This window comes from Pseudoxanthomonas wuyuanensis (genome assembly GCF_900215535.1).
Taxonomy (GTDB): domain Bacteria; phylum Pseudomonadota; class Gammaproteobacteria; order Xanthomonadales; family Xanthomonadaceae; genus Pseudoxanthomonas_A; species Pseudoxanthomonas_A wuyuanensis.
Genome location: NZ_OCND01000001.1, coordinates 732,014 through 757,590, shown reverse-complemented (window position 1 = coordinate 757,590; position 25,577 = coordinate 732,014). Strand labels below are relative to the sequence as shown.

Annotated in this window: 18 protein-coding genes; 10 read left to right on the top strand and 8 right to left on the bottom strand. The window is 67.9% G+C overall.

From position 1 onward, the window contains the following. Positions 1–63: 63 nt before the first annotated feature. From CRO39_RS03350 to CRO39_RS03330, 5 genes are all read left to right on the top strand, one after another. Entirely contained in the window at positions 64–2,436 is a 2,373-nt protein-coding gene (locus CRO39_RS03350; RefSeq protein WP_097120774.1) for a GH92 family glycosyl hydrolase, read from the top strand. Between the two features lie 237 nt (positions 2,437–2,673). Next, a complete protein-coding gene (locus tag CRO39_RS03345) occupies positions 2,674–4,512 on the top strand; it encodes a glycoside hydrolase family 35 protein (RefSeq protein WP_097120425.1) in 1,839 nt (612 codons plus the stop codon). Positions 4,513–4,822: 310 nt separating this feature from the next. Continuing rightward, complete coding sequence (locus tag CRO39_RS03340) at positions 4,823–5,878, top strand: sialidase family protein (RefSeq protein ID WP_097120424.1); 1,056 nt, start codon at positions 4,823–4,825, stop codon at positions 5,876–5,878. A gap of 195 nt (positions 5,879–6,073) precedes the next feature. Then, the gene (locus tag CRO39_RS03335; RefSeq protein ID WP_238394527.1) at positions 6,074–7,126 is read left to right on the top strand and encodes a LacI family DNA-binding transcriptional regulator; all 1,053 of its coding nucleotides are present in this window, start codon (positions 6,074–6,076) and stop codon (positions 7,124–7,126) included. Between the two features lie 33 nt (positions 7,127–7,159). After that, positions 7,160–8,158 (top strand): carbohydrate kinase family protein, encoded by a 999-nt coding sequence (locus tag CRO39_RS03330; RefSeq protein WP_097120423.1) that lies wholly within the window; start codon positions 7,160–7,162, stop codon positions 8,156–8,158. A 124-nt stretch (positions 8,159–8,282) separates the two neighbouring features. On the opposite strand, the gene CRO39_RS03325 is transcribed toward CRO39_RS03330, so the two are convergent. Continuing rightward, a complete protein-coding gene (locus CRO39_RS03325; RefSeq protein ID WP_238394521.1) occupies positions 8,283–9,056 on the bottom strand; it encodes a copper homeostasis protein CutC in 774 nt (257 codons plus the stop codon). A gap of 168 nt (positions 9,057–9,224) precedes the next feature. Here CRO39_RS03325 and CRO39_RS03320 point away from each other — a divergent pair, with 168 nt between their 5' ends. Beyond that, positions 9,225–10,670 carry an alpha-L-fucosidase gene (locus CRO39_RS03320; RefSeq protein ID WP_097120421.1) on the top strand — a complete coding sequence of 482 codons (1,446 nt, stop codon included), beginning with the start codon at positions 9,225–9,227 and terminating at the stop codon, positions 10,668–10,670. Positions 10,671–10,803: 133 nt separating this feature from the next. Here the strand turns inward: CRO39_RS03320 and CRO39_RS03315 are convergent, their stop codons facing one another. From CRO39_RS03315 to CRO39_RS03305, 3 genes are read right to left on the bottom strand one after another with little or no spacing between them, the layout of a single operon-like run. After that, entirely contained in the window at positions 10,804–11,913 is a 1,110-nt protein-coding gene (locus CRO39_RS03315) for a serine hydrolase (RefSeq protein ID WP_097120420.1), read from the bottom strand. After that, positions 11,910–13,079 (bottom strand): serine hydrolase, encoded by a 1,170-nt coding sequence (locus tag CRO39_RS03310; RefSeq protein ID WP_238394520.1) that lies wholly within the window; start codon positions 13,077–13,079, stop codon positions 11,910–11,912. The genes CRO39_RS03315 and CRO39_RS03310 overlap by 4 nt, the downstream gene beginning before the upstream one ends. After that, complete coding sequence (locus tag CRO39_RS03305) at positions 13,040–14,170, bottom strand: acyltransferase family protein (RefSeq protein ID WP_097120419.1); 1,131 nt, start codon at positions 14,168–14,170, stop codon at positions 13,040–13,042. Before CRO39_RS03305 ends, CRO39_RS03310 begins: the two co-directional genes overlap by 40 nt. 538 nt (positions 14,171–14,708) lie before the next feature. Here CRO39_RS03305 and CRO39_RS03300 point away from each other — a divergent pair. Next, positions 14,709–14,936, top strand: coding sequence for a 2Fe-2S iron-sulfur cluster-binding protein (locus CRO39_RS03300; RefSeq protein WP_097120418.1), 228 nt, complete (start codon positions 14,709–14,711; stop codon positions 14,934–14,936). A gap of 87 nt (positions 14,937–15,023) precedes the next feature. Further along, a complete protein-coding gene (locus tag CRO39_RS03295) occupies positions 15,024–16,127 on the top strand; it encodes an Acg family FMN-binding oxidoreductase (protein WP_097120771.1) in 1,104 nt (367 codons plus the stop codon). A 341-nt stretch (positions 16,128–16,468) separates the two neighbouring features. Here the strand turns inward: CRO39_RS03295 and CRO39_RS03290 are convergent, their stop codons facing one another. The 4 genes from CRO39_RS03290 to CRO39_RS03275 all read right to left on the bottom strand — a co-directional run bounded on the left by CRO39_RS03290 (position 16,469) and on the right by CRO39_RS03275 (position 22,916). Further along, positions 16,469–19,618 carry an efflux RND transporter permease subunit gene (locus tag CRO39_RS03290; protein ID WP_097120417.1) on the bottom strand — a complete coding sequence of 1,050 codons (3,150 nt, stop codon included), beginning with the start codon at positions 19,616–19,618 and terminating at the stop codon, positions 16,469–16,471. Continuing rightward, on the bottom strand, positions 19,615–21,189 hold the full coding sequence (locus tag CRO39_RS03285; protein WP_343124851.1) for an efflux RND transporter periplasmic adaptor subunit: 1,575 nt from the start codon (positions 21,187–21,189) through the stop codon (positions 19,615–19,617). Before CRO39_RS03285 ends, CRO39_RS03290 begins: the two co-directional genes overlap by 4 nt. Further along, entirely contained in the window at positions 21,186–22,457 is a 1,272-nt protein-coding gene (locus tag CRO39_RS03280; RefSeq protein ID WP_244904250.1) for a TolC family protein, read from the bottom strand. Before CRO39_RS03280 ends, CRO39_RS03285 begins: the two co-directional genes overlap by 4 nt. A 78-nt stretch (positions 22,458–22,535) precedes the next feature. Then, positions 22,536–22,916, bottom strand: coding sequence for a hypothetical protein (locus CRO39_RS03275; protein ID WP_141400695.1), 381 nt, complete (start codon positions 22,914–22,916; stop codon positions 22,536–22,538). Positions 22,917–23,109: 193 nt separating this feature from the next. On the opposite strand from CRO39_RS03275, the gene CRO39_RS03270 reads away from it, so the two are divergent. Both CRO39_RS03270 and CRO39_RS03265 read left to right on the top strand, forming a co-directional pair. Continuing rightward, complete coding sequence (locus tag CRO39_RS03270) at positions 23,110–24,621, top strand: thymidine phosphorylase family protein (protein WP_097120414.1); 1,512 nt, start codon at positions 23,110–23,112, stop codon at positions 24,619–24,621. Then, the gene (locus CRO39_RS03265) at positions 24,621–25,514 is read left to right on the top strand and encodes a ribose-phosphate diphosphokinase (RefSeq protein WP_097120413.1); all 894 of its coding nucleotides are present in this window, start codon (positions 24,621–24,623) and stop codon (positions 25,512–25,514) included. Before CRO39_RS03270 ends, CRO39_RS03265 begins: the two co-directional genes overlap by 1 nt. Positions 25,515–25,577: the final 63 nt, after the last annotated feature.

Here is a 25,577-nt window from a genome sequence, read left to right as displayed (position 1 = left end):
ATCCGGCGCATTCAATCGGGAATTTGCTGCATGTCCAATGATCGTTCCAACACCAAGACAGCTATGGCGCCCTTCTCCGGTCCCGGCTTCGCCCCCTCCCGACGCGGATTCCTGCAAGGCGCCATTGCCCTGGCCTTGTTCGGAAGCGGCGGTCTGCCCGGCCTCGCGTTCGCACGCGCCGGCAACTTCGCGCTGCCCGCCGACGCGCGCGCAAAGGCCGACCTGACCCGCCATGTCGACGTGTTCATCGGCACCGGCGGCCATGGCCATACCTTCCCCGGCGCCACACTGCCGTTCGGCATGGTGCAACTGAGCCCGGACACCAACAACACCACCTGGGACGGGTGCAGCGGCTACCACGAGTCCGACGGCTCGATCATGGGTTTCTCGCATACCCATCTGTCCGGCACCGGCATCGGCGACATGCTCGACTTCCTGGTGGTGCCGCGCACCGGTGAGGTCAAACTGCAACCGGGTGCCCTGGATGCGCCGGACACCGGCTACCGTTCGCGCTACGACCACGCCGACGAGGCCGCCTCCCCCGGCTACTACCGGGTGCTGCTGAAGGACACCGGCATCCATGCCGAACTGACCGCCACCGCGCGCGCCGGCCTGCACCGCTATCGCTTTCCCGATGGCCAGCCCGGCCACCTGCTGCTGGACCTGTGCCACGGCTACCAGGACAACCCGTCCACGCCGACGCGGCTCAGCGACGCGCAGTTGCGCATCGTCGATCAGCGCACCGTGGTCGGCGGCCGGCGCGTCTACCAGTGGGCCAAGGGGCGCTATCTGTTCTTCGCGATGCGGTTGTCGCGTCCGTTCGCGCGCGCGCAGCTTTACGCCGACGATCAGCCGCTGGCCGAAGACGCGCGCCAGGCGAGCGATGCCACCCGGCTCAAACTCGCCCTGCACTACCCCGACGCCGGCGATGCGCCGTTGCTGGTCAAGGTAGGCATCTCCGCGGTGAGTGCCGAGAACGCGCTGGCCAACCTGGATGCCGAGTTGCCCGACTTCGATTTCGTCCGCGTGCATGCCGAAGCGGTCGCCGCATGGGAAAAGGAACTGGCGCGGGTGCGTATCGACACCGGCGACGAGGCCCAGCAACGCATCTTCTACAGCGGCCTGTACCACAGTCTGCTGGCGCCGACGCTGTTCAGCGACGTCGATGGCCGCTACCGCGGCATGGACCTGCAGGTGCACACGCTGCCCGAGGGCTACCGCAACTACAGCACCTACTCGCTGTGGGACACCTACCGCGCGCTGCACCCGTTGCTGACCCTGGTGCAGCCAGAGCGCGTCCCCGATCTGATGCAGGGCCTGGTGCGCGGCGCGGCCGAATGCCCGGACGGCGTCGGCATCTGGCCGCTGCAGGGCGTGGAGACCGACACCATGATCGGTTACCACTCGGCGGTTGCGCTGGCCGAGGCGCACAGCAAGGGCTTCGAAGGCATCGACTACGCCGCGGCCTGGCCGCTGTTCCGCAAGCGCGCGATGGACGACGATTTCCACGGCCTGCCGTACTACCGCCGGCTCGGCTACATTCCCAGCGACAAGGTCAGCGAAGCGGCCAGCCGCACCCTGGAGTACGCCTACGACGATTGGGCCTGCGCGCATCTGGCGCGTGCGGCCGGCGCCGGGGACGACTACCGCGTTCTGCGGGAGCGTTCGCGCAACTACCGCCATCTGTTCAACCGCGACAGCGGCTTCATCCAGCCGCGGCGGGAAGATGGCAGTTGGGCCACCCCGTTCGACCCGCGCGCGCTCGGCCACATGAAGTGCTGGCACGACTTCACCGAATCCAATGCGTGGCAGGCCACCTTCCTCAACCAGCACGACCTGTACGGCTACATGGATCTGTTTGGCGGCCGCGACGGTTTCGTGGACAAGCTCGACGAACTGTTCAGCGCCAGCTCCGAGCTACCGGCCGGCGCGCCGCCGGACATCGACGGCATGGTCGGCCAGTACGCGCACGGCAACGAGCCCAGCCACCATGTGGCCTACCTCTATGCGTACGCCGGACAACCATGGAAGACCCAGGCCATGGTGCGCCGGCTGCTGCGCGAGCAATACCGCGACGCCCGCGACGGACTGTCCGGCAACGAGGATTGCGGACAGATGAGCGCCTGGTATGTGCTCAGCGCGCTGGGCTTCTACCCGGTCGATCCTGTCAGCGGCAACTACGTGCTGGGCAGCCCGCTGTTTCCTCGTGCCGAACTGGACGTCGGCGGCGGCCGCGTGCTGCGCATCGTTGCCCGCCGCACCAGCGCGAAGAATGTCTACGTGCAGCGCGTGCGCTGGAACGGCCAACCGTACACGCGCAGTTGGATACGCCACGCCGATCTGGCCGCGGGCGGCACCCTGGAGTTCGAGATGGGGCCGAAACCCAACCTTGCATTCGGCGCAGCCGAAGAAGATCTGCCGCCGTCGTTTGTTTGATGGCATGGACACGAGAATGGGGAATCTGGAATCGTCAAAGTCTGCATTTCCCTTCTCCCTTTGGGAGAAGGTGCCCAAAGGGCGGATGAGGGAATGGCAATGAGCCGCAAGCCGACTTCATTACAAGCGGAAGCTTCACGCCCTCATCCGTCGCTGCGCGCCACCTTCTCCCGGAGGGAGAAGGAGACAAAGTTCGGCACCGCGCTCCTGTTGGCGCCATACATCAAAGAGACTCCCATGTTTCGCAACATCTTCGCTTCGCTCATCATCGCGCTCGCGCCAATCGCACCGGTCGATGGCATCGCTGCAGACGCCTGGCCGGTCTTCTCCACCCAAACCACCCACTTCACCCGCGACGGCGAGCCCTACCAGATCGTTTCGGGCGCGATCCATTTCCAGCGCATACCGCGCGAATACTGGAAAGACCGCCTGCAGAAGGCGCGGGCGCTGGGTTTGAATACCGTGGAGACCTACGTCTTCTGGAACCTGGTGGAACCGCGCCGCGGCGAATTCGACTTCACCGGCGACAACGACATTGCCGCCTTCGTGCGCGAAGCCGCCGCGCAGGGTCTGAACGTCATCCTTCGCCCCGGCCCCTACGTTTGCGCCGAATGGGAAGCCGGCGGCTATCCGGCCTGGTTGTTCGCCGTGCCGGGCATGCGCGTGCGCAGCCGCGATCCGCGTTTCCTGGCCGCCAGCGGCGCCTATCTGCAAGCTGTCGCCGAACAGGTGCGCCCGCTGCTCAACGGCAACGGCGGCCCGATCATCGCGGTGCAGGTCGAGAACGAGTACGGTTCCTACGACGACGATCATGCCTATATGCAGGCCAACCGCGACCTGTTCGTGCAGGCCGGCTTCGGCAAAGCGCTGCTGTTCACCTCCGACGGCGCCGACATGCTGGCCAACGGCGCGCTGCCCGACACGCTGGCGGTGGTGAACTTCGCCCCCGGCGAAGCCAAGAGCGCATTCGGGAAGCTGGAGAAGTTTCAGCCGGACCGGCCGCGCATGGTGGGCGAATACTGGGCCGGCTGGTTCGACCACTGGGGCAAGCCGCACGCCAGCACCGATGCCAGCCAGCAGGCCGAGGAACTGGAATGGATGCTGCGGCAAGGACATTCGGTGAACCTGTACATGTTCATCGGCGGCACCAGTTTCGGTTTCATGAACGGCGCCAACTTGCAGGGCAATCCCAGCGACCACTACGCACCGCAGACCACCAGCTACGACTACGACGCGGCGTTGGACGAGGCCGGGCGGCCGACGCCCAAGTTCGCCCTGTTCCGCGATGCCATCGCACGCGCAACCGGGGTGCAGCCGCCGCCACTGCCGGCACCGCTGCGCTTTTCCGCCTTGCCCAAGGCCACGCTGCGCGAATCGGCCTCGCTATGGGACAACCTGCCCGCGCCCATCGCCAGCGACACGCCGCTGCCGATGGAAGCCTACGGCCAGGACTACGGCTACATCCTGTACCGCACCACCGTGACCGGCCCGCGCAAGGGCGATCTCTACCTGGGCGAAGTGCGCGACTACGCCCGCGTCTATCTCGACCGCAAGCTTGCCGGCAGCGTCGAGCGCCGTTTGCAGCAGGTGTCGCTGACACTGGACGTGCCAGCGGGAGAACACACGCTCGATGTGCTGGTGGAGAACAGCGGGCGCATCAACTACGGCCCGCGCATGGCGGACGGCCGCGCCGGGCTGGTCGACCCGGTGCTGCTTGATGGCGAGCAACTGCTGGACTGGCAGGCGTTCCCGCTGCCGATGCGTTCGCCCGACAGCCTGCAGGGCTGGACCACGGCCAGAATCGAAGGCCCGGCATTCCATCGCGGCAACGTGCGCATCGCTTCCCCGGCCGACGTCTGGCTCGACATGGCGGCCTTCGGCAAGGGCTTTGCCTGGGTCAACGGCCGCAACCTCGGCCGCCACTGGAACATCGGCCCGCAGCGCACGCTGTACTTCCCGGCCCCCTGGCAACGGCAAGGCGACAACCTGGTAGTGGTGTTCGACCTGGACAGCGCCAACGCCGCCGGCGTACGCGGCGTGCCGGATCCGCGCTGGAGCGGCGGCGGACATGAGTGAGTTCCGCCCCGCACCCTGGGCGACAGCGGAGGCATGCCCGCAGGACTGCGCTTCCCATCCGCTTTCCCAGCCGTGCGGCGATGGCCGCGCCTTCCCCCTTGAGGTAGTGCCCGATGTCGTATCGCCTCCCATTGCCGCTGCAGCCGCTGGCGAAGCCGGCGCTTGCCTCGACGCCGACCGCCGCAGCGTGGACGGGCAATGCCGGCAGGAACCGGACTACATGATGAACGCGCCACGCCGCAATGCACTAAACCGGACGCCGCCGCGCAGTCCGGATTTCCATCTGCTTCCCTCAGCAACAACCCGTGCCATGCCCGCCCTGCTGCTTGCCACCGCCGTCGCCGCCTGCGATGTCCCAGCCAACCGCGACCCGGTCGTGCTGGAGGAATTCGTCGCCGAAAATCCGCCCACGCCGCAAAGCCATTCTTCCACCCTGGTCGAAACCCGCGACGGCGCCCTGCTCGCGGCGTGGTTCGGCGGCGAACATGAAGGCGCCGCCGATGTCGGCATCTGGCTTGCCCGCCGCGATGCGGAAGGTTGGCAACCGCCGCGGCGCGTGGCCGATGGCGGCCAGCATGACGGGCGCCCGCAACCGGCATGGAACCCGGTGCTGTTCCAGCCCGCGCGCGGCCCTTTGCAGCTGTATTACAAGGCCGGTCCCAATCCGCGGCAATGGTGGGGACTGCGCGCCGTTTCCTCCGACGGCGGCATGCACTGGTCCACGCCCCGGCGCCTACCCGACGGCGTTCTGGGCCCGATCAAGAACAAACCGCTGCAACTGCCCGATGGCCGTATCCTGGCCCCGAGCAGCCGCGAAGACGAGAGCGACGGCTGGCGCGTGCACATCGAGTACAGCGACGACGGCGGCGGGCATTGGCGCACGGGCCCCGCGCTCAACGACCCGGCACAGATCGGCGCCATCCAGCCCAGCCTGCTGCGCCACCGCGATGGGCGCTTGCAGGCACTGGGGCGCAGCAGGCAGAACCGGGTGTTCAGCACGTTCTCCCATGATGGCGGCGCCAACTGGGAGCCGATGACATTGCTGGATATCGAAAACCCCAACGCCGGCACCGATGCGGTGATGCTGCACGATGGTCGCGCACTGCTGGTCTACAACCCGGCCGTCGCCGGCAGGGACTGGTGGGACGGCCGTGGTGTGCTGGCGGTGGCGTTGTCGGACGATGGCGTGCAATGGCGGCGGGTGCTGACGCTGGAAAACAGTCCCAAGGACGAGTTCTCCTATCCGGCCGTGATCCAGACGCGCGATGGGCGGGTGCATGTCAGCTACACCTGGAAGCGCCAGCGGATCAAGCATGTGGTGCTGGACCCGCGTTGGTTGCCATCGCCGGCGTCGGAGGGCGGATGACCGGTAGCGCGCTCATGCGCGAAGACCCGGCCGGCAGTTATGCTTTGCCGACGGGCCCGGCCACGCGCGGCCCGTTTGGCCGATGGCGCACGCCACATGCGCACCCGGCGCGCAATTGCAGAAAGCGAGGCTTTGCGACTTGCAGGTATGTCCGCTTTGCCGCAGGATATGGCGGTTGGATCGATCTAAAACCGGATTGGTGACGCCTTGGAAAAGCCACGCAGGATCACCCTGACCGACATCGCGAGCGCTTGCGGGGTTTCGCGCGCGACGGTGTCGCTGGTACTGCGCCGCAGCCCGCTGGTGCATGCCGAAACGCGTCGCCGGGTCGAGGCGGAAATGCAGCGCCAAGGCTATATCTACAACCGCGCCGCCGCCAACCTGCGCCAGCGCGTGTCCTCCACGGTGGCGCTGGTCATCAACGATCTGTCCAACCCGTTCTTCGCCGAGTTTGCCGCAGGCGTCGACGAAGCGCTCGGCGCAAAAGGCTTCGTCACCCTGCTCGGCAGCAGCAACGAATCGCCGGCCCGGCAGCGTCAGGTACTGGGTTCGATGATCGAGCACCATCCGGCCGGAATCATTCTGTCGCCGGCCGAGAACAGCGACATCGCCGATGTGGAACTGGCGATCGGCCGGCATGCGCCATTGCTGGTGTTCAACCGCGAGTTGACCGGCGCGCCGGTTGCGGGTTTCGAATACGACTTCCTTGGCCTGGACAACCGCGCCGGCGCGCGCGCCGCGACCGCCCGGCTGCTGGCGCTGGGGCACCGCCGTATCGCCTTCTACGGCGGCCACGCCAGTTCCAGTTCCTGCCGCGAGCGCCGGTTGGGCTACCTGGACGCGCTGGCCGAAGCCGGCATCGCGGTCGAACCACACTGGATGATCGAAACCGCGCCTACCCGGCTGGAGGCCAACGCGCACGCCGCGGAGCTGTTCGCCGCCGACACGGCGCCTACCGCTGCGGTCTGCTACAACGACGCGGTGGCGCTGGGCCTGATGCTGGGACTGGCGCGCCTGGGCCGCCATCCGGGCGTGGACTTCGCCATTACCGGCTTCGACAATATTCCTGAAGCCGCGGTCGGCGTCCCGCCGCTGACCACATTGAACGCCGACCCGCGCGCGCGCGGACGTCAGGCCGCCGAACTTCTTTTGCAGCGCGCCGCCGCACCGTCGTCGCCACGACAGTCGATCATCGTGCCCGTGCTGCTGACCGAACGAGAGAGCACCCCGCATGCGCCGAGCGCCTGAATCCCCTTGTCCGCAGCTTCTGGCCGCCGTTCGATGAGCGCGGACAGCAGCACGATCCTCTGCTTCGGCGAAGCGCTGATCGACTTCCTTGCCGGCGAACCCGCACCGGGCGAAGCGCGCACATTCCGCCAGTTCGCCGGCGGCGCTCCGGCCAACGCCGCAGTCGCGGTGGCGAAACTGGGGGGCCGCTGCGAATTCGTCGGCATGCTTGGCGAAGACATGTTCGGCGACTTCCTGCTGCACAGCCTGAGCGAGGCCGGCGCAGGGGTACGCTACGTGCGCCGCACCGCCGCGGCCAAGACCGCGCTGGCCTTCGTCTCGCTGGACGCGCACGGCGAACGCAGCTTCAGCTTCTACCGCCCGCCTGCCGCCGACCTGCTGTTCCGCGATGCGGATTTCGACGCCGGTTGCTTCACCGCCGCCAGCGTGTTCCATGCCTGCAGCAACAGCCTGACCGATACCGGTATCGCCGCGGCCACGCTGTCCGGCATGGCCCGCGCGCGCGCCGCCGGTGCGCTGGTCAGCCTGGACCTCAACCTGCGTCCTGCGCTGTGGCCGGACGCGACGCCTGCGCTGCCGGTGCTATGGCAGGCGCTTGAGGCCGCCGACCTGATCAAGCTGGCGCGCGAGGAGCTGGAATACCTGAAGGAGCAAGGCCGCTTTGGCGACCGCGACGTCGTCGCCCGCCTGCTGCGCAGCGCACGACTGGTGCTGGTCACCGACGGTGCCGCGCCGCTGCGCTGGTTCACGCGCAGTCGCAGCGGCGAGCTGCCGGCGTTCAAGGTCAAGGCGGTCGATACCACCGCCGCCGGCGATGCCTTCATCGGCGGCCTGCTGTCGCAGCTTCAGCGCGAACGGGTGGATGCGCGCAGCTTCGACGCATTCCTGGGCCAGCCGGCAGAACTCGAACGCTGCCTGCGCTATGCCTCGGCCTGCGGCGCATTGGCAGTGACCCGGCATGGCGCATTCGCCGCGCTGCCGACCCATCTGGAAGCGAGCGCGCTGCTGGGCGCCGTTGCGGTGGAAGCCTAGGGCGCGTCATGCATTGGGTAGCTGCCCGCGCCTCACCGCCGCCCGCACCCGACGCCAAGCGGGCGCGGCGGATTGCGGTCGGCGGCGGTGTCGGGCCGTTGCTTTCGCGGCAACTACCGCATGCTCATGCCGCCCTGGCGGCGGCATCCAGCGCCTGGACCAGGCGGCGCACCTCGGCGGCATCGCTGCGGGTCTCGCCGCCGGCCATGCCCAGTGCGCTGGCCGGGGCGAACCGCATCAGCGAAGGCAATGCGCGCTTGGCCGAGGCATGGAACTGGCGCGCGCCGGTCGCGGCCATCAGCGAGGCGACGTTGTCCGCGTCGATGCCCGCACCGGGCATGACTTCGATGCGACCGGCGGCCTGCTCGACCAGGCGCCGCAGATTGGCGCTGCCGTCCATCGCGCTGGCGGCGCCGCCGGAACTGAGCACGCGGGTGAAACCCAGGCCAATGATGGCCTCGAGCGCCGCCGCCGGATCGCGGCAGACATCGATGGCGCGGTGGAACGTGAGATCGAGCCCGCCAGCGGCGGCGGCCATTTCCCAGCAACGCGCCACATCCACCTGGCCATCGGCAGTCAGCGCACCGACCACCACACCGTCGCAGCCGGCGGCGGCGCAGTATGCGATGTCGGCCAGCATGGTGGCGTGCTCCTCGTCCGCGTATGCGAAATCGCCGGCGCGCGGCCGCACCAGCACATGCACCGGAATGGACAGGCGCTCGCGCACCAGTGCGATCTGCCCTGGAGACGGGGTCAGGCCGCCAAGTTCCAGCGCCGTGCACAGTTCGATGCGCGAAGCGCCTCCCTCCTGCGCGGCCAGCGCCGAGGCAAGCGAATTGGCGGCGATCTCGACGACGTACGCTTTGGCGCGTTCCTGTTCCACTGAGGTTGCTCCCACGACGTGCCGGCTCCCGGTTCTGGTTCGGATGACGATGATGCCATTACCTGCGGCATTCGTCGGCGAAGAGGCGCAAGCCGGCAGCGCCGCTGTTGCGGTTGCAGACAACGATCCTGCGGGGCCGGTCCAGCCTTGCGGCAAAAACAATCCACCAATCGAGAACGACGAATGACCCCACTACGACTCGTATTGGCCGCGCTGCTGTGCGCGGCGCCATTCTCCGCCACGCATGCCGAAAGCCCTGGCGAGTACGTACCGGAAACCGACCCGCTGGTGGTGCGCAAGCTGGACCAATGGCAGGACTGGAAGTTCGGCTTCATGATGCACTGGGGCCCGTACAGCCAGTGGGGCGTGGTCGAATCGTGGTCGATCTGCTCCGAGGACGTGGAGTGGTGCGAGCGCCCGGAGGGCGAAGCCTATGTCGACTACGTCAAACGTTACGAACGGCTGCCGGAGACGTTCAACCCGGTCAAGTTCGACCCGGAGCTGTGGGCGCAAATCGCCAAGGACGCGGGAACGAAGTACGTGGTGTTCACCACCAAGCACCATGACGGCTTCAACATGTACGACACGCGCCAGAGCGATTACAGGATTACCGCACCGAACGTGCCCTTCCACGCCAACCCGCGCGCGGACATCACCCGCGAGGTGTTCGATGCGTTCCGCGCCGAAGGCTTCGGCATCGGCGCCTATTTCTCCAAGCCCGACTGGCACAACGACGACTACTGGTCGCCGCGCTGGGCCACGCCCAACCGCCACAACAACTACGACACGCGCAAGCATCCGGACATGTGGAAGCGCTTCGTCGATTTCACCCATGCGCAGATCGGCGAACTGACCTCGCAATACGGCCCGGTCGACATCCTGTGGCTGGACGGCGGCTGGGTGCGCCCGACCGACACCCTGGACAACATAGCCGAAGGCAATGCCGGCGTGCCGTGGCCGCAGGACATCGACATGCCGGGACTGGCGGCGATGGCGCGCAAGCACCAGCCCGGCCTGATCGTCGTCGACCGCGCAGTGGGCGGACGCTACGAGAACTACCGCACGCCGGAGCAGAAGATACCCGACCAGCCGCTGCCCTACCCGTGGGAAACCTGCATGACCCTCGGCGACTCGTGGTCGTACACGCCCAACGACAACTACAAATCCGCGCGCAGCGTGGTGCAGATGCTGGTCGACGTGATCGCCAAGGGCGGCAACTACCTGCTCAACGTCGGCCCCGACGCCAACGGCGAGCTGCCGCCGGTCGCGGTGCAGCGCCTGCAGGAAATCGGCGCATGGATGAAGGTCAACGGCGAGGCGGTCTACGCCAGCCGCTCCATCGCCCCCTACCGCGACGGCAAGTTCCGCTATACGCGGCTGAAGGACGGCACCGTACACGCGTTCTACCTGCCCGATGCCGATGAAACCAGGTTGCCGGCGACGCTGCGCATTCCGGGCCCGGCACCTGCCGCCGGCGCGGAAGTGAAACTGCTCGGCAGCGACGCGCCGCTGGCGTGGCGACGCGAGGGCGATGCGACGGTGGTCGAGGTCCCGGCATCGCTGCGCAAGCAGACCGCCAACGCCTACGCCTGGGTTTTCCGCCTGCCCGGCGCAGCGCCTGCCCACTGAGCCCAGCAAAGCCGCTGACCGTCCCCGGCAAAGCCGGGGACGGTCGCGAAGCGCTTGGCGGTTGCTTCCTGAGCGCAAAGGTTCGATGCAACCGCGGTGGCCGGCGCCAGGCCAGCCATGGACAACAGCAGCGCTATCTTGCGCCGGCTTGCACCAGCCCAACGTCAACCAACGCGGTTCCAAGCTGTTCGAAAGCCTGTTCGGCCTCGGCAAGGGCATCGAAGCGCTCGGCGCAGGCGACGACGACAACCGCGCCATCGCGGCCACGGTCAGGATCGATGATGCCCAGATTGCAGGCGCGTCCGATCTGGGTACCTGTCTTCTGGGCAAAATCGGCGCCTTCCGGCAGACCCGCCTGGATGCGCCGCGCACCGGTACTGATCCGGCGCATATGGCCCAGGACGCGCTGGCGCGATTCGGGGCCGAGCAACTGGCCGGCGGCCAGTTGCTCCAGCACCGCCGCAAATGCCCTCAGCGTGGCCGAGTTGTCGCCGCGGCGGTAGTAGTTTTCGAACAGCGCATCCAGCGTTCCAGCATCGAGTTCGCTGCGCGGCACGCCCAGCGCCTGCGCCAGCGCCTGCAGCCGCGGTTCGCCGGCCTCGGCATTGCGCAGCCTGACCAGATCCATGTTCGACAGTTTCGCCACGCCCGGATGTGCCGCCCCGTAGACGTCGTAACGAACCTGCTGGATCGTCGTCAGCGGCCCGAAACCACCACCGCTCCAGGCCTGGACGCGCTGGTTCAGTCGGCGCTGTCCGATCAGCCGGATCAGCATGTCGGTGGCGGTGCTGTCGCTGTCCTGCAACGATTTTTCCAGCAGGTCGGCGACCGTGTAGCGGCTGCCGGGCTTCTGCCAGATCAGGTCGCCCGAGCCGTCAACGAAGTCCGACTCGGCCAGCACGCGTTGGTCTTGCAGCGCCAGCTCGCCTTCATCCACCTGCTCCAGCACGGCCATGGCCACCGGCACCTTGATGGTCGAGGACAGATACCAGCGGCGGTCGCCACCGCGGTCGAGGATGCCATCATTCTCGCCAAGACGTTTCACGTAGACGCCAAATTCGCCCGGCATGGCTCGATCGATGCGTTCGACCCGCTCCGCCAGCGCTGCCACCCACGCCGGCGCATCGGCCGGAACATCCGTTGCCACCGCCTCGCGTTGCGCCGGATCCTGGCGCTGGCAGGCGGTCGAAACCAGCGCCAGCATCAGCGCGATGGCGACGGTGCGGCCAAGCCAGCGGCTCATCGCGGCACCCGCCCAGTGGGGCTGGGCAGCGTCCACAGACCGGATGCGGTCACAGCAGCGGCGATTTCGCGAAGCGCCCGTTCGCCTGCAGCCTGCGTACCGCCACGCGCGCATGCCGCGATGACCACGCGTTCCTGCCGTCGGCCCACCGGCGTGGCGACGATGCCCAGGTCGCAGACGCGGCGGTGCTGGGTGCCGGTCTTGTGGGCGAACCGCGACGCCACCGGCAGCCGCGCCTTGATTCTCTGCTCGCCGGTCTTTACCCGCGACATCAGGTTCAGCAGATAGGCGGTACCTTCCGGATTCAGCGCCAGGCCATCGGAAAGCGTCGCCAGCATGCGGCCGAAATCGCTGAGCGGAGCGGTATTGACCTCGGTGGCGTAGTACGCCTCGAACGCGCTGTCCAGATCCGGCAGCAGAAAGTCCTCGGCCGACACGCCCAGTATCGTCGCCAGTTGCCGCACCCTGGCTTCCCCGGCGGGCGTACGCCGCAATGCCAGCAGCTGCTGCGAGCTCAGTCCGGCCGCGCGCGGATCGAACATGGCATAGGTAAGCCGGCGCACGTCCGACAGCGAAGTGACGATCAGCTTGTTGGTGGCCAACAGTTCGGTGGCGACCGAATTGACCTGGTCCAGGCCAACGGTCCGGATCAACGCATCGCTTGCGGTGTTGTCGCTGTGGATGATCATCTGCTCGAGCAGGAACGACACCCGCAGCCGGGTGCCTGCCGGATAGCTGTTGGTCTGGCCGGCGCCATCGACGAAGTCGCTTTCCTGCAGGCGCACGCGCGTATCCAGTGCCAGCCTGCCCTGTTCGACTTCACGCAGTACCGCGATCGCAACCGGCACCTTGACGCCGGAGGCCAGATACCACGGCTCATCGGCGTGGTAGGACAGAGATTCGTTGCGTCCCAGATGGTGCAGGTACACCCCTATCCGCCCGGAGAAGCGCTTTTCAACCGCCTGCAGCCGCGCCTGCAGCGCCGGTGCCCACGACGGCGCCAGTATTGCGGCGCTGTCGTCCGCGGGCCTGGCCGGCGGCGCAGGCGCCTGCGCGGCCTGCCCTGCCGGCGATGTTCCGGTCAGCAGCCATGCCGCCAGCGAAACCCGCAGCCAGAACCGCAGCATCAGCGCTTCCTCCGCCACATCGCCCACATCCGCTCCCACAACCAGATCCACAGCGAAGTCGCCGCGATCAGCAGCAGCGTCAACGCCAGCGCATACGGGTAGGAAACCGCATGCAGGTAGCCCAGCGCATCGCGGAACAGCACAAAGATCACGGTGATGTGGAAAATGAACGCCATCAGCGCGTTGGTGCCGATGATGGTGAGCGGCCTCAGCAGCCGCGCCAGCGCCTGCCCGCCGGCCAGGGACAAGGCCAGCAACAACAGCGCACCGCCCATGCTGAACAGCATGAACATCAGCTCCGGCGGGTGCTTGCCGGCATTGCGGGCGATGCTCTGCAGCACCTCCTCACGCCCGGCGCCCGCCAGTTGCTGGAACAGCACCAGCAGCACGGCACCGATCGCCGCGAGCGCCCCCGCCAATGCGATCCGCTGGCCGGCATCCCGGTAACGTGGCAGCAACAGGCCGCCTATCAGCAGGCCCAGCAGCACCAGCGGCCCGCGCGCCAGCTGCCCCCAGGTGTAGTAGTCCGGATGCTCGACCAGTAGTGCCTGCAGTTGCGGCACTCCCCAGAAATCGAAATGACGCAGCAGCCACCACGATAGCCCCGCCAGCAGCAACGGACTGCTCCAGCGCAACCAGGCCGGCGTGCGCGCCCACAGCGGCAGCAGCCATGGCAGCCACAGCAGCGCAACGGCGTAAAAGCCAAGAACCTCGACATAGGAAGGAAAATCGCGGTACAGCAAGGTGTCGGCGATCTCGCCGCGGCTGTGCTGGCCATACATCTCGATCACCGTCAGCGCCTTGTACCAGAACAGTATCAACAGTCCGCGCAGCAGCAGCCGGTTGCGGCGCTGCGCCCAGTCGGGCCGGTTGGTCTTGGGTACGAACGCGATCCCCAGCGCAACGCCGAACACGATGAAGAACAGCGTCGAGGCGACCTTGGTGACCGCATGCACCGGCACCAACCCCCAGTCGGTGAAATCGTCGAATGGCAGCAGCCCGTTGACGCCATGGCTGAGGATCATCAGCGCCACCGCGATGCCGCGCGCCAGATCCACCGCATCCATGCGCCCGACCGCTGTCGCGGCAGTGCGTTCGGCGGAAACAGCGCTGGCCGTTGTGGCGTTCATGTCGTCGCGGGAAAACCTGTCGTAGGGGCGTTGAACCAGAGTTGCACGCAACAAGCTTTGCCACCGTAGCGGCAAGACGGTGTGAACGAATCGCTATGGGCAGTGAGGTGGCGAAAGCGTTCACTTTGCACGCCTATGCTTGCGGCTGACTCAGGAGCGTGGCAGCTGGCAGCCGCGTGGATCCGCGCAGGCCATGGCGACCTGGCACCCGGCGGCGATCCTGCGCATGCCAGGAGCTGGCCGGCAGCTGGTGCGCGAGCAGTTCTTTGCGGACCTGGCGCAACCGGGGCAGCGGCTGCGGCAGAACTAAGCGGCGCCACCATCATCGGGCCACTAACTTGGCATCACCGTTGGCGCGGGCGAGGCGTCCCGTCGAGGCGACAGCTGACGCCGCTGCAGCAGCCGGTACGCCGCCGGGACATCAGCCGATTCGCGGCGTGGATCCCGACAACACGCGCACCCACTGCGGGCACCTGCACCGCCGCGATGTTGATCGGGATCAACGGTTCGGCAAACGATACGCCGCTAAGATGCCTGCATGAACGTGGCACGGCTGAAGGTCGTGGTCGACGGCAAGGAACGCGAGTTCCCGGCCGGCCTGAGCGTGCTGCAGGCCTTGCGCGCCTTGGGAATAGAGGTCCCGACGTTACGCCACGACGATCGTCTGGCCCCGGTCGGCCAATGCTGGTCATGCACGGTCGAAATCTCCGCAGGCCCAGGCCTGCCTTTCCATAACCGCCCTGGCTGCCACGAGCCGCTGCCCTAGAGCTGCGAGATCAAGGACACGCCATGGTAAGCCAGACACTATCGTCCGACGATCGGACATCCGCTCTTGCCGGACAAGGAGCCACTGATGCTCAGCAGACGACTCTTTCTTGGTAACGCCGCCGCAGCAGCCGCTTCGGTAGCGGCATCCGGCTGCACGGTAAAAAGCGAAAGCGAAAGCTACGACGCCGCAGTCCAGCGAACCTGGCGCCACCGCGATGGGCATCCGGGCGATCCCACTGCCGTGCTACGCGAGCTCGTCCGCTATGCGACGCTGGCGCCTTCCAGTCACAACACGCAATGCTGGAAGTTCAGCATCGGCGATGGCGCAGTGGCAATACTGCCGGACTTCTCGCGACGGTGTCCTGCCGTCGACCCAGACGATCATCACCTCTTCGTCTCGCTCGGATGCGCCGCAGAAAACCTGGCGCAGGCGGCGATGGCCCATGGCCTGATGGCCGAAAGCCGCTTCCGTTCGGAACTGGACGGCGCGCTCGACTTCGCGCTGATGCCGACCCGCGCCATCGTCTCGCCGTTGTTCCAGGCTATTCCAGAGCGCCAATGCACGCGCTCGCCGTACGACGGAACGCCGCTCTCCGGCCCGGAGCTGACGAAGCTCGAGCTCGCAGGCAGCGGCGAAGGCGTGCAGGTCCTGCTCTTTACCGAAAGCTCCGCCACGGACAACATCCTGGACTACGTCGTTCAGGGCAACACTGCCCAGATGCATGATCCCGCCTTCATCGATGAACTGAAGGCGTGGATACGGTTCAACGAAGATGAGGCGGTACGCACCGGCGATGGCCTGTTCACCGGCGCGACGGGAAATCCGACCGCGCCACGCTGGCTGGGCAGCCGCCTGTTCGATCTATTCCTTACGCCGCAGCGCGAAAACGACAAGTACGCAGCGCAGGTGCGTAGCTCGGCGGTAATCGCCGTTTTTGTTTCCGAGCACGATGATAGGGAGCATTGGATCGAAGCCGGACGTTGCTATCAGCGCTTTGCGCTGCAAGCCACGGCGCTCGGCATTCGCAATGCGTTCCTCAATCAGCCCGTCGAAGTTGCAGCGCTGCGGCCGCAGTTCGGCGGCTTTCTTGGTATCGGCGAGCGCAGGGCGGATCTGGTTGTGCGCTTCGGCCGCGGCCAGCTGATGCCTCGCTCGCTGCGGCGTCCGATGCAAGCCGTGCTGATCTAGCTTGCACATGGGAAATCCATTCCCGCCGAAGACGCCGTCGCCCATCTGAGTCGAGGCTGGGAGTCCGAAGCCAGGGACAATCGTATCGCCATCACTGCCGGCTCCGGAGATGAAGCTTCCCTTCACGCAGGCGTGGTCCTTTGAAGTCTTAGCCGTCTACAACCAGCGATATGGCCATTGCAGAACGTTCTGGACGCGGCTACGTTCGCGATGATCGCGGTTGTGCTCCTGGCACCTCGAATCCCGGACGTTGGGTATCCCTCGCCGGCATTGCTGCGGTCGTGGCTGGCGGTCGGTTATCACCTGCTCTCCTTCTGGGCGCTCAATCCTGCCGCCCCCGTTTACGGCGATGAAGGCCGGTGCGGGCGCGACAGCTGACGCCGTTGCAACAACCGGTACGCCGCCGGGATCACCAGCATCGACAGCAGCGGCGCGCTGAGCATGCCGCCGACCATCGGCGCGGCGATGCGCTGCATCACCTCGGCGCCGGCGCCGCCGCCGAGCAGGATCGGCAACAGGCCGGCCAGGATCACCGCCACCGTCATCGCCTTGGGCCGCACGCGTTGCACCGCGCCATCGCGGATTGCCGCATCCAGTTCGAGCGGACCGGCATCCGGATTGAGCGCCAGCTGCCGTTCCCATGCCTGGCGCAGGTACAGCAGCATGATGATGCCGAACTCCGCCGCCACGCCGGCCAGGGCGATGAAACCGATCAGCGTGGCCACCGACACCGCATGGCCCATTGCCCAGATCAGCCACAGGCCGCCGACCAGCGCGAACGGCAGGCTGAGCATGATGATGGCCGCCTCCGATGCGCGCCGGAACACCAGGTAGATCAGGCCGAAGATGATCGCCAGCGTCGCCGGCACCACCACCCGCAGGCGCTCGCTGGCGCGCTTGAGGTACTCGTACTGTCCCGACCAGCCGACCGCATAGCCGGGCGGCAACTCCACCTGTTCGCCGACCTCGCGCTGCAGATCCGCCACCACTGAGCCCAGGTCGCGCCCGGCCACATCGACATAGACATAGTTGCTCAGTCGCGCGTCGTCGCTGCGCAGCATCGGCGGCCCCTCGCTGAAGGCCAGATCGGCGACCTGGCCGAGGGTCAGCTGCACCCCGCCCGAGGCGATCAGCGGCAGTTGCGCCAGCGCGGCCGGCGAATCGCGAATGCTGCGCGGATAGCGCACCACCACCGGGTAGCGTTCGCGGCCCTGGATGGTCTCGGCCACCGGTTCGCCGCCCACCACGGTGGCGATCAGCCGCTGCACCTGGGCCTGGCTCAGGCCGTAGCGCGCGGCCATCTCCGGGCGCACGGCGACATCCAGATAGCGGCCGCCGCCGATGCGTTCGGCCAGCGCCGAACTGACTCCGGGCACGGTGCGGGCGACCTGTTCGATGCGATCGCCCAACTGCGCCAGCACCGCCGTGTCCGGACCGGATACCTTGATGCCGATGGGGCTCTTGATACCGGTGGCCAGCATGTCGATGCGGTTGCGGATGGGCGGTACCCACAGGTTGGTCAGGCCGGGCACCTTGACTGCACGGTCCAGTTCCATGCGCAGCTTTTCCGGCGTCATCCCGGGCCGCCACTGGTCGCGCGGCTTGAACGTCACCGTGGTCTCGAACATCTCCAGCGGCGCCGGGTCGGTCGCGGTGTCCGCCCTGCCCGCCTTGCCGAACGCGTGCGCGACTTCCGGCACGCTCATGATCATGCGGTCGGTCTGCTGCAGCAGTTCGGCCGCTTTGCCCGCCGACAGCCCCGGCAAGGCGGTCGGCATGTACAGCAGCGTCCCTTCCTCCAGCGGCGGCATGAATTCGCTGCCCAGGCGCGACATCGGCAACAGGCTGGCCAGCAGCACCACGCCGGCCAGCGCCAGGGTCAGTTTCGGGAACCGCAATACCGCCTCCAGCGCCGGCCGGTACAGCGCGATCAGGCCGCGGTTGAGCGGGTTGTGCTTCTCCGGACGGATGCGGCCGCGGATCAGATAGCCCATCAGCACCGGCACCAGCGTGATCGCCAGGCCGGCGGCAGCGGCCATGGCGTAGGTCTTGGTATAGGCCAGCGGCGAGAACAGGCGGCCTTCCTGCGCCTGCAGCGCGAATACCGGCACGAACGACAGCGTGATCACCAACAGGCTGACGAACAGCGCCGGTCCGACTTCCGCAGATGCCTGCGTGATCAGCTGCCAGCGCTGGTTGCCGTCGGGCTCGCGGCCGTGCTGGTCATGGAAGTGCTCCAGATGCTTGTGCGCGTTTTCGATCATCACCACCGCCGCATCGACCATTGCGCCGATGGCGATGGCGATGCCGCCCAGCGACAGCAGGTTGGCGCTGATGCCCTGGTAATGCATGACGATGAAGGCCGCCAGCACGCCCAGTGGCAGGCTGACCACCGCCACCAGCGCCGAGCGCAGATGCCACAGGAACAGCGCGCATACCAGCGCCACGACCAGGAATTCCTCGCCGAGCTTGCCGGTGAGGTTGCGCACCGCTTCGCGGATCAGCTCGGAACGGTCGTAGACCGGCACGATTTCCACGCCGGCCGGCAGGCTGGCCTTCAGACCCTCCAGCCTGGCCTTGACCGCCTCGATGGCCGCCAGCGCATCCTTGCCCGAGCGCAGCACGATCACGCCGCCGGCGACTTCGCCTTCGCCGTCGAGTTCGGCGATGCCGCGCCGCAAGGTCGGGCCGCGGCCCACGCTGGCCACGTCCCGCAACAGCACCGGCACCGCATTGCCGGCGGATGCCACCGGCACCCGCTCGAAGTCCTCGCGCGTGCGCAGATAGCCTTCGCTGCGCACCATCACCTCGGCTTCGCCCTGCTCGATGACCGAGCCGCCGGTGGCGCCGTTGGCATCGCGGATGGCCTCCACCAGCTGTTCGATGCCGATGCCGCGGGCTGCCAGCGCCTGCGGATCCGGTTCGATCCGCCAGGCCTGCACCATGCCGCCGATGCTGGCGACCTCGGCCACGTCGGCCACCGTCTTGAGCTCGTAGCGCAGGAACCAGTCCTGCAACGCCCGCAACTGGCCCAGGTCGTGCTTGCCGCTGCGGTCGACCAGCGCGTACTCGTAGATCCAGCCCAGCCCGGTGGCGTCGGGTCCCAGCGACGGGCTGACTTGCGCCGGCAGGCGGTCGCGCACCTGGCTCAGGTATTCCAGCACGCGCGAGCGCGCCCAGTACAGGTCGGTGTCGTCGTCGAACAGCACATAGACGAACGAATCGCCGAAGAACGAAAAGCCGCGCACGGCCTTTACGCCCGGCACCGACAGCATGGTCGTGGTCAGCGGGTAGGTCACCTGATCCTCGACAATGCGCGGGGTCTGCCCGGGCCATTCGGTGCGGATGATCACCTGGGTATCGGACAGATCCGGCAAGGCATCCAGCGGCGTGTGCGACACCGACCAGACGCCGGCCACCGCCAGCGCCAGCGCGGCAACCAGCACGAACAGCCGGTTGGCGATGGATGCGCGGATGATGCCGGCGATCATGGCTGCTGCTCCGCAGCGGCGGCGGATACATCGCGGATCGTGCAGCCGGGATCGGCATCGGCGGCGAACTTCGGCACCAGTTGCATGTCCATGAACGGCGACTTGCCCGGCTGCTCGAACCGCTGCTCCGGAACCATCGGGTCGTACCAGTACAGCACCGGGCAACGGCGCGCTGCAGGCGGTGCGGACCGCTGATCCGATGCGGGTGCGGGTTCAGGTGCTGGCGGGAGCGCCGGCGTTTCGCTCTTTGTCGCTGCCGGCCTGCCGTCCGCGTCGGCATCGTCCGACCCGCGCGAGTCATGCGCGCCATGCGATCCGTCTTCGGCCGCGGCAGCCGGCAGCGCGGCGGCGCCTGAATCCATGCGCTGCAGCGCACCGGAAAGATTGGCCTCCGAATCGATCAGGAACTGCCCCGATGCGACGATGCGTTCGCCGCCTTGCAGGCCGGCGATCACCTCGGTCATGCCGTTGCCGCTGCGGCCGGTTTTCACCTGCACCGGACGGAAGCGGTCGTCCTCGCCCAGCACGATGACCCGCGCCTGCGCGCCGCCGCCGATCAGCGCATCCGACGGCACCAATGGCCATTCGTCGCCTTCGCGCGGCGTGAGCGCGACCTGGGCGAACATGCCCGGCGCCAGTGCGCCGTCCGGGTTTTCCAGCACGATCCGCGCCGGCTGCGTGCGGTTGCCGGCATCCACTTGCGGCAGCAACGTTTCGACATGGCCGCGGAACAGTTGCCCGGGCCGCGCATCGACCATGGCTTCCACCGGCGTGCCGGCGGCGACCGTGGAAACGGCCGCCTGCGGAATCGCCGCTTCCAGCCAGACCGTGGCGGTGCCGTTGATGCGGAACAGGGTCATGCCGGCGGGCGCGGCCTGGCCCTGGCGCGCGCCGATCTCGCTGACCACGCCGGCGATGGGCGACGTCAATGTGATGCGGCCGTTGCCGGTAGCGCCGGCCGGAACGCCCAGCGCACGCAGCCGCTGTTGCGAGGCGGCCTGCAGCTCGCGCGCCGAAGCCGATTGCGCGCGACCCAGCGAGCGGCTTTCGGCCAGCGCGCTGCTCCATGCCGGTGCCAGGATGGTGGCCAACGGCTGCCCGGCGCGCACCGGCTCGAACGGCGCCTTGACGTGCAGACGATCGACGATCGCGTCGAGGCGGGCACTGACCACATGTTCCTGGCGCAGATCCCAACCGATGGTGCCAGGTACCCGCAGCGTGCTTGCCAGCCGGCCGCGTTCCACCACCACCGTGCGCACGCCCAGGTTCTGGCGCAGTCCGGGGTCGATGGCGATACCCACCTCGCCCGCGTCCCCCGGATCGGAGTCCGAGGCATACTTCGGCACCAGTTGCATGTCCATGAACGGCGATTTGCCGGGCTTGTCGAAGCGCTGGTCGGGCACCATCGGGTCGTACCAGTACAGGACTTTCCGTTCTTCCGGCATGTCCGCGCTGGCGGCAGCCGGTGACGCGGCCGCACGCGACTGGCCCCATCGGTAGCCGAGTGCCACGGCGGCCGAAACCACCGCCAGCGATGCGAGCAGGGCGGCAATGCGATAACTGCGGTTCATGGCTGGGTCTCCGGCAGCAACAGGAAGGCCAACGCGGCCCAGGCGCGGCCGAGTTCGCCCAAGGAACGGGCGTACGCGACCTGCGTATCGAGTTCGTCGCGGCGCGCGTCGAGCCATGGCTGCAGTTCGCCGCCGGCGCGATAGGCCGCCAGCGCGGCGGCGCTGCGGTCGCGGCTCAGCGGCAACAGCCCACTGCCGTACCGCGCCGCCTGCCGCTTGAGCGCTTCCCAGCGCGCCACGTCGGCACGGATGCGTGCGGTTTCCTGCCGGCGCAGGTCTTCGCGACTGGCCAGGGCCGCCCGGTACTCCGCCTCGCGGGCTGCAATGCCGCGGTCCTGGCGGTTGCGCACGAACAACGGCAGTCCGATGCCGACCTCCAGCATCAGCATGTCGCTGCGGTTGCCGCTGCGCTGGCCATATGATGCGCCCACGCTCCAGTCCGGCCGCTTGTCGGCGCGAGCGGCGTCGATCGCCGCCGCCGCCGATTCCACCTGTGCGTTGGCCGGCAGCAATGGGCCCACGCGTTCGACCGCGGCCAGCAGGCGTTCCGCGGCTATCGGCAACGAATCGAAATCCGGCATGCCGATACCGGCATGGACCGCTCCCCCGCCAAGCCAGCGCGCCAGCGCCGCTTGCGCTGCCTGCTCGCTGGCGAGCGCGGCTTCGACACGGTTGTCCAGTTCCAGCACTGCGGCCGCGGCCGCCAGCGCATCGCCGACCGTTCCGGCACCGCCGGCAACGCGGGCCTTGCCCAGCCTTGCCGCCAGCGCCGCTTCCTCGCCCGATGCCTGCAGCGCGGCGAGTTCGCGCTGCGCGGCCCACAGGTCGATCCAGGCTTCGGCCGCCGCGCGGCGCACCGCAAGCGCTTCGGCCTGCGACTGCGCCTGCGCTTCATCGACCTGGCGCCCGGCCAGGGCCCGCTGGGCATCGCGCTTGGCGCGCGCGGGAATGTCCTGGCGCAGGCCGATCTTCTTCATCGTCATACCGTCCATGCGCGTATCGAACGCATCGGCGCCGGTGACCGGCAGGTTGTCGATACCGACGCTGAGCATCGGATCCGGCAGGGCGCCGGCACGTTGCGACTCCTGCCGGGCCGATTCGACCGCGGCGCGGCGAGCCTCCAGCAGCGGCGCGCTCTGGACCGCACGCTGGACCGCCTCCTGCAGCGATACCTCCGCGGCAACGGTGGCGAAGGGCGCCGCGAGCGCCGCGGCGATCAGGCATGGCACAGCCGTGCGCATGGCGCCGGCTAGGGAATGGAAGAACATTGCGACCTCCGAAACGACAACCGAACAGGCGCCGCAGCGCAAGCGCGCCGGCGCGGATGGGTCAGATCGCTTCGGGGTCTAGATCAGCAGACTGCAGTAGCGCAGTCGCGGGGGCGGATCCGCACATGCGGCGGCGGCCCGGGTTTGTACGGTCGCATGGGAAAGCGGTTGCGCCAGGACGGGCCCGAATGGCGCCGGCGGCAACGCCAGCGGCAGCACCGACAGCTTGACGATGTCGGCGGCGACCACCCGGTCTGGATTGCAGTGCTTCTGGCACAGCACCGGATTGTCCTGCTGCTGCGCCATGCCCATTTCGGCGCAGTGCCCCGCAGCCGCTGCCGGCTCCGGCGGCGCCTGGGTCAACGTGCAGGCATAGGCCGCCATCGCCAACTGCTGGAACAGCAGGCACAGAATCGCCGCTAGGGCGATGCGCATGCGCTGGCGGGTACGTCGGGGCATGAGGCGGATACTACTCCTGGGGCGCCTGCAATGGCGCAGGGAATGCGGGAACGGAATGGAATCTACGCCGTCCCGTTCCGACTTTGATTGATTCAGATCAAGGACGCTGAAGGACGTTGGCGCATGCTTCCGCCATGAATCCGGATGACAAGCTCCCCGCCCCGAACGCGCCCGCCACCGGAGACGCACAACGATGACGTTGGACGGCCACAAGCGGATGCGGCTGGTCCCGGCCGGCATCGACACCTACCAGCAGCCGGTGGTCTACATGCACCGCGACTGCGACATCTGCCGGTCCGAAGGCTTCACCGCGCTGACCCGAATCCTGGTGAGCAGCGGTGGCCGCGAACTGGTCGCCACCCTCAACGTGGTCACCGGCGACTGGCTGGGGCTGGACGTTGCGGCGCTGTCGGACGAGGCCTGGGCGGCGCTGCAACCGGAACCGGATGCGTGGGCCGTGTTCAGCCACCCAGACCCGCCCGCCTCGACGCAGGCATTGCGCGCCAAGGTGTTCGGCCAGCGTTTGAGCGATCGCGATCTTCTCGGCCTGATGCGCGACACGGTCGATGACCGGCTGTCGGATATCGAACTGGCGGCCTTCGTCACCGCATGCGCTGGCGAACGGCTGGACCATGAGGAAACGATAGGCCTGACCCGCGCCATGGTCGCGGTTGGCCAGCGCATCGACTGGGGCGGCGGCGCGGTGCTGGACAAGCACTGCGTGGGCGGACTGCCCGGCAACCGCACCACGCCGATCGTGGTCGCCATCGTGGCCGCGGCCGGGCATCGCATTCCCAAGACATCATCGCGCGCCATCACCTCGCCCGCCGGCACCGCCGATACGATGGAAGTGATGGCGCCGGTGGTGCTGGATCTGGCCACGATGCGGCAGGTGGTCGAGCGCGAAGGCGGATGCATCGTCTGGGGCGGCAACGTGCGCCTGAGTCCTGCCGACGACATCCTGATCCGCATCGAGCGCCCGCTGGACTTCGACAGCGACGGGCAGTTGGTGGCCAGCGTGCTGTCCAAGAAGATCGCAGCGGGCTCCTCGCATGTGCTGATCGACATGCCGGTGGGAGCCACCGCCAAAGTGCGTTCGCCGCAATCGGCCGATTCGCTGGAGGCGCGCCTGGCGATCACGGCGCGGATGCTGGGGCTGACCGCAGCCGTGCTGCGGACCGATGGCCGGCAACCGGTCGGCCACGGCATCGGCCCGGCACTGGAGGCGCGCGATGTACTGCAGGTCCTGCGCGGCGACGCGCAAGCGCCGGCCGATCTGCGCGAACGCTCGCTGCACCTGGCCGGCGCCCTGCTCGATATCGCCCCCGGCGCGGTCCCCGGCCAGGGCCGCGCCCGCGCCGAAGAACTGCTGGACAGCGGCGAAGCGCTGCGCAAGTTCATGGCCATCTGCCAGGCCCAGGGCGGGTTTTCCGAACCGGTCATGGCCGCGCATACGCAACCGGTGCTGGCCATGCGCAGCGGCCGGCTGTGGGATGTCGACAACCGCCGCCTGGCCAGGATCGCCAAGCTGGCCGGAGCGCCCCGCGCGGTCGCTGCGGGCATCGATTGCCGGTTCCGGCTCGGCACGCAGGTTCGCGCCGGCGAGCCGCTGTTCCATGTGCACGCGCAAAGCCGCGGCGAACTGCAGTACGCGCTGGAGTACGCCGCCGAGCACCCGGACATCTTCTCCATCGAGGATCGGTGATGAACCGCGTACTGCTGCCCTTCCCTGCCCAGGCCGCGCTTGCGGATGCGTTGGCCCCGCGCGTGGGCGCGCGCATCGGCCGGCTCCAGTGGCGCCGCTTTCCCGATGGCGAATCGCTGGTGACAGTCGACGAAGCGCTGCACGCGGCCGATGTCGCCATTCTGGCCAGCCTGCACCACCCCGACGAGATGGCCATGGCGTTGCGCTTCGCCGCCGCGACTGCGCGCGAATTCGGCGCGTGCTCGGTGGGGCTGATCGCGCCGTATCTGGCCTATATGCGCCAGGACAAGCGCTTCCATCCCGGCGAAGCGATCAGCGCAACGCTGTTCGCGCGCTTCCTTGAGGAAAGCTTCGACTGGCTGGTGACGGTCGACCCGCATCTGCACCGCAATCCCGACCTCCCCAGCCTGTACCGGATTCCCGCCCGCCGCGTTGCCGCGGCGCCGGCGGTGGCCGGGTGGATACGCGAAAACGTTGCCGACGCCGTCGTCATCGGACCTGACAGCGAAAGCGGGCAATGGGTTTCCGATATCGCCCATCGTGCCGGAGTGCCGTACCTGGTGCTGAACAAGATCCGCCGCGGCGACCGCGAAGTGGAAGTCGGCGCGCCCGACATCGCCGACATCGGCGGACGCACGCCGGTCATCGTGGACGACATCGTCTCTTCCGCCAGGACCATGATCGAAACCGCGGGACAGCTGAAAGCGCTGCACCTGCCGGCGCCGGTATGCGTGGCCATCCACGCGGTGTTCGCACCGGGCGCCTACGAGCAGCTGCTTGCCGCAGGCGTCGCACGGGTGGCCAGTACCGATTCGATTGCCCATGCGTCCAATGCCATCCCCATCGCCACGCTGCTGGGGCACGCCAGCGCCGACATGTTCGGCAACGACTAGTTTTTGATGGCTTGTTGTGATCTGGATCAATGCTGCGGCTACCGGGCAGGTCTGTAATGGTCG

Bases quoted from the DNA above. Each gene is read 5' to 3' on its own strand.
- CRO39_RS03350 (WP_097120774.1), top strand. From the start codon at position 64: ATGGCGCCCTTCTCCGGTCCCGGCTTCGCCCCCTCCCGACGCGGATTC.
- CRO39_RS03345 (WP_097120425.1), top strand. From the start codon at position 2,674: ATGTTTCGCAACATCTTCGCTTCGCTCATCATCGCGCTCGCGCCAATC.
- CRO39_RS03340 (WP_097120424.1), top strand. From the start codon at position 4,823: ATGCCCGCCCTGCTGCTTGCCACCGCCGTCGCCGCCTGCGATGTCCCA.
- CRO39_RS03330 (WP_097120423.1), top strand. From the start codon at position 7,160: ATGAGCGCGGACAGCAGCACGATCCTCTGCTTCGGCGAAGCGCTGATC.
- CRO39_RS03320 (WP_097120421.1), top strand. From the start codon at position 9,225: ATGACCCCACTACGACTCGTATTGGCCGCGCTGCTGTGCGCGGCGCCA.
- CRO39_RS03315 (WP_097120420.1), bottom strand. From the start codon at position 11,913: ATGAGCCGCTGGCTTGGCCGCACCGTCGCCATCGCGCTGATGCTGGCG.
- CRO39_RS03305 (WP_097120419.1), bottom strand. From the start codon at position 14,170: ATGAACGCCACAACGGCCAGCGCTGTTTCCGCCGAACGCACTGCCGCG.
- CRO39_RS03300 (WP_097120418.1), top strand. From the start codon at position 14,709: ATGAACGTGGCACGGCTGAAGGTCGTGGTCGACGGCAAGGAACGCGAG.
- CRO39_RS03295 (WP_097120771.1), top strand. From the start codon at position 15,024: ATGCTCAGCAGACGACTCTTTCTTGGTAACGCCGCCGCAGCAGCCGCT.
- CRO39_RS03290 (WP_097120417.1), bottom strand. From the start codon at position 19,618: ATGATCGCCGGCATCATCCGCGCATCCATCGCCAACCGGCTGTTCGTG.
- CRO39_RS03285 (WP_343124851.1), bottom strand. From the start codon at position 21,189: ATGAACCGCAGTTATCGCATTGCCGCCCTGCTCGCATCGCTGGCGGTG.
- CRO39_RS03280 (WP_244904250.1), bottom strand. From the start codon at position 22,457: ATGTTCTTCCATTCCCTAGCCGGCGCCATGCGCACGGCTGTGCCATGC.
- CRO39_RS03275 (WP_141400695.1), bottom strand. From the start codon at position 22,916: ATGCCCCGACGTACCCGCCAGCGCATGCGCATCGCCCTAGCGGCGATT.
- CRO39_RS03270 (WP_097120414.1), top strand. From the start codon at position 23,110: ATGACGTTGGACGGCCACAAGCGGATGCGGCTGGTCCCGGCCGGCATC.
- CRO39_RS03265 (WP_097120413.1), top strand. From the start codon at position 24,621: ATGAACCGCGTACTGCTGCCCTTCCCTGCCCAGGCCGCGCTTGCGGAT.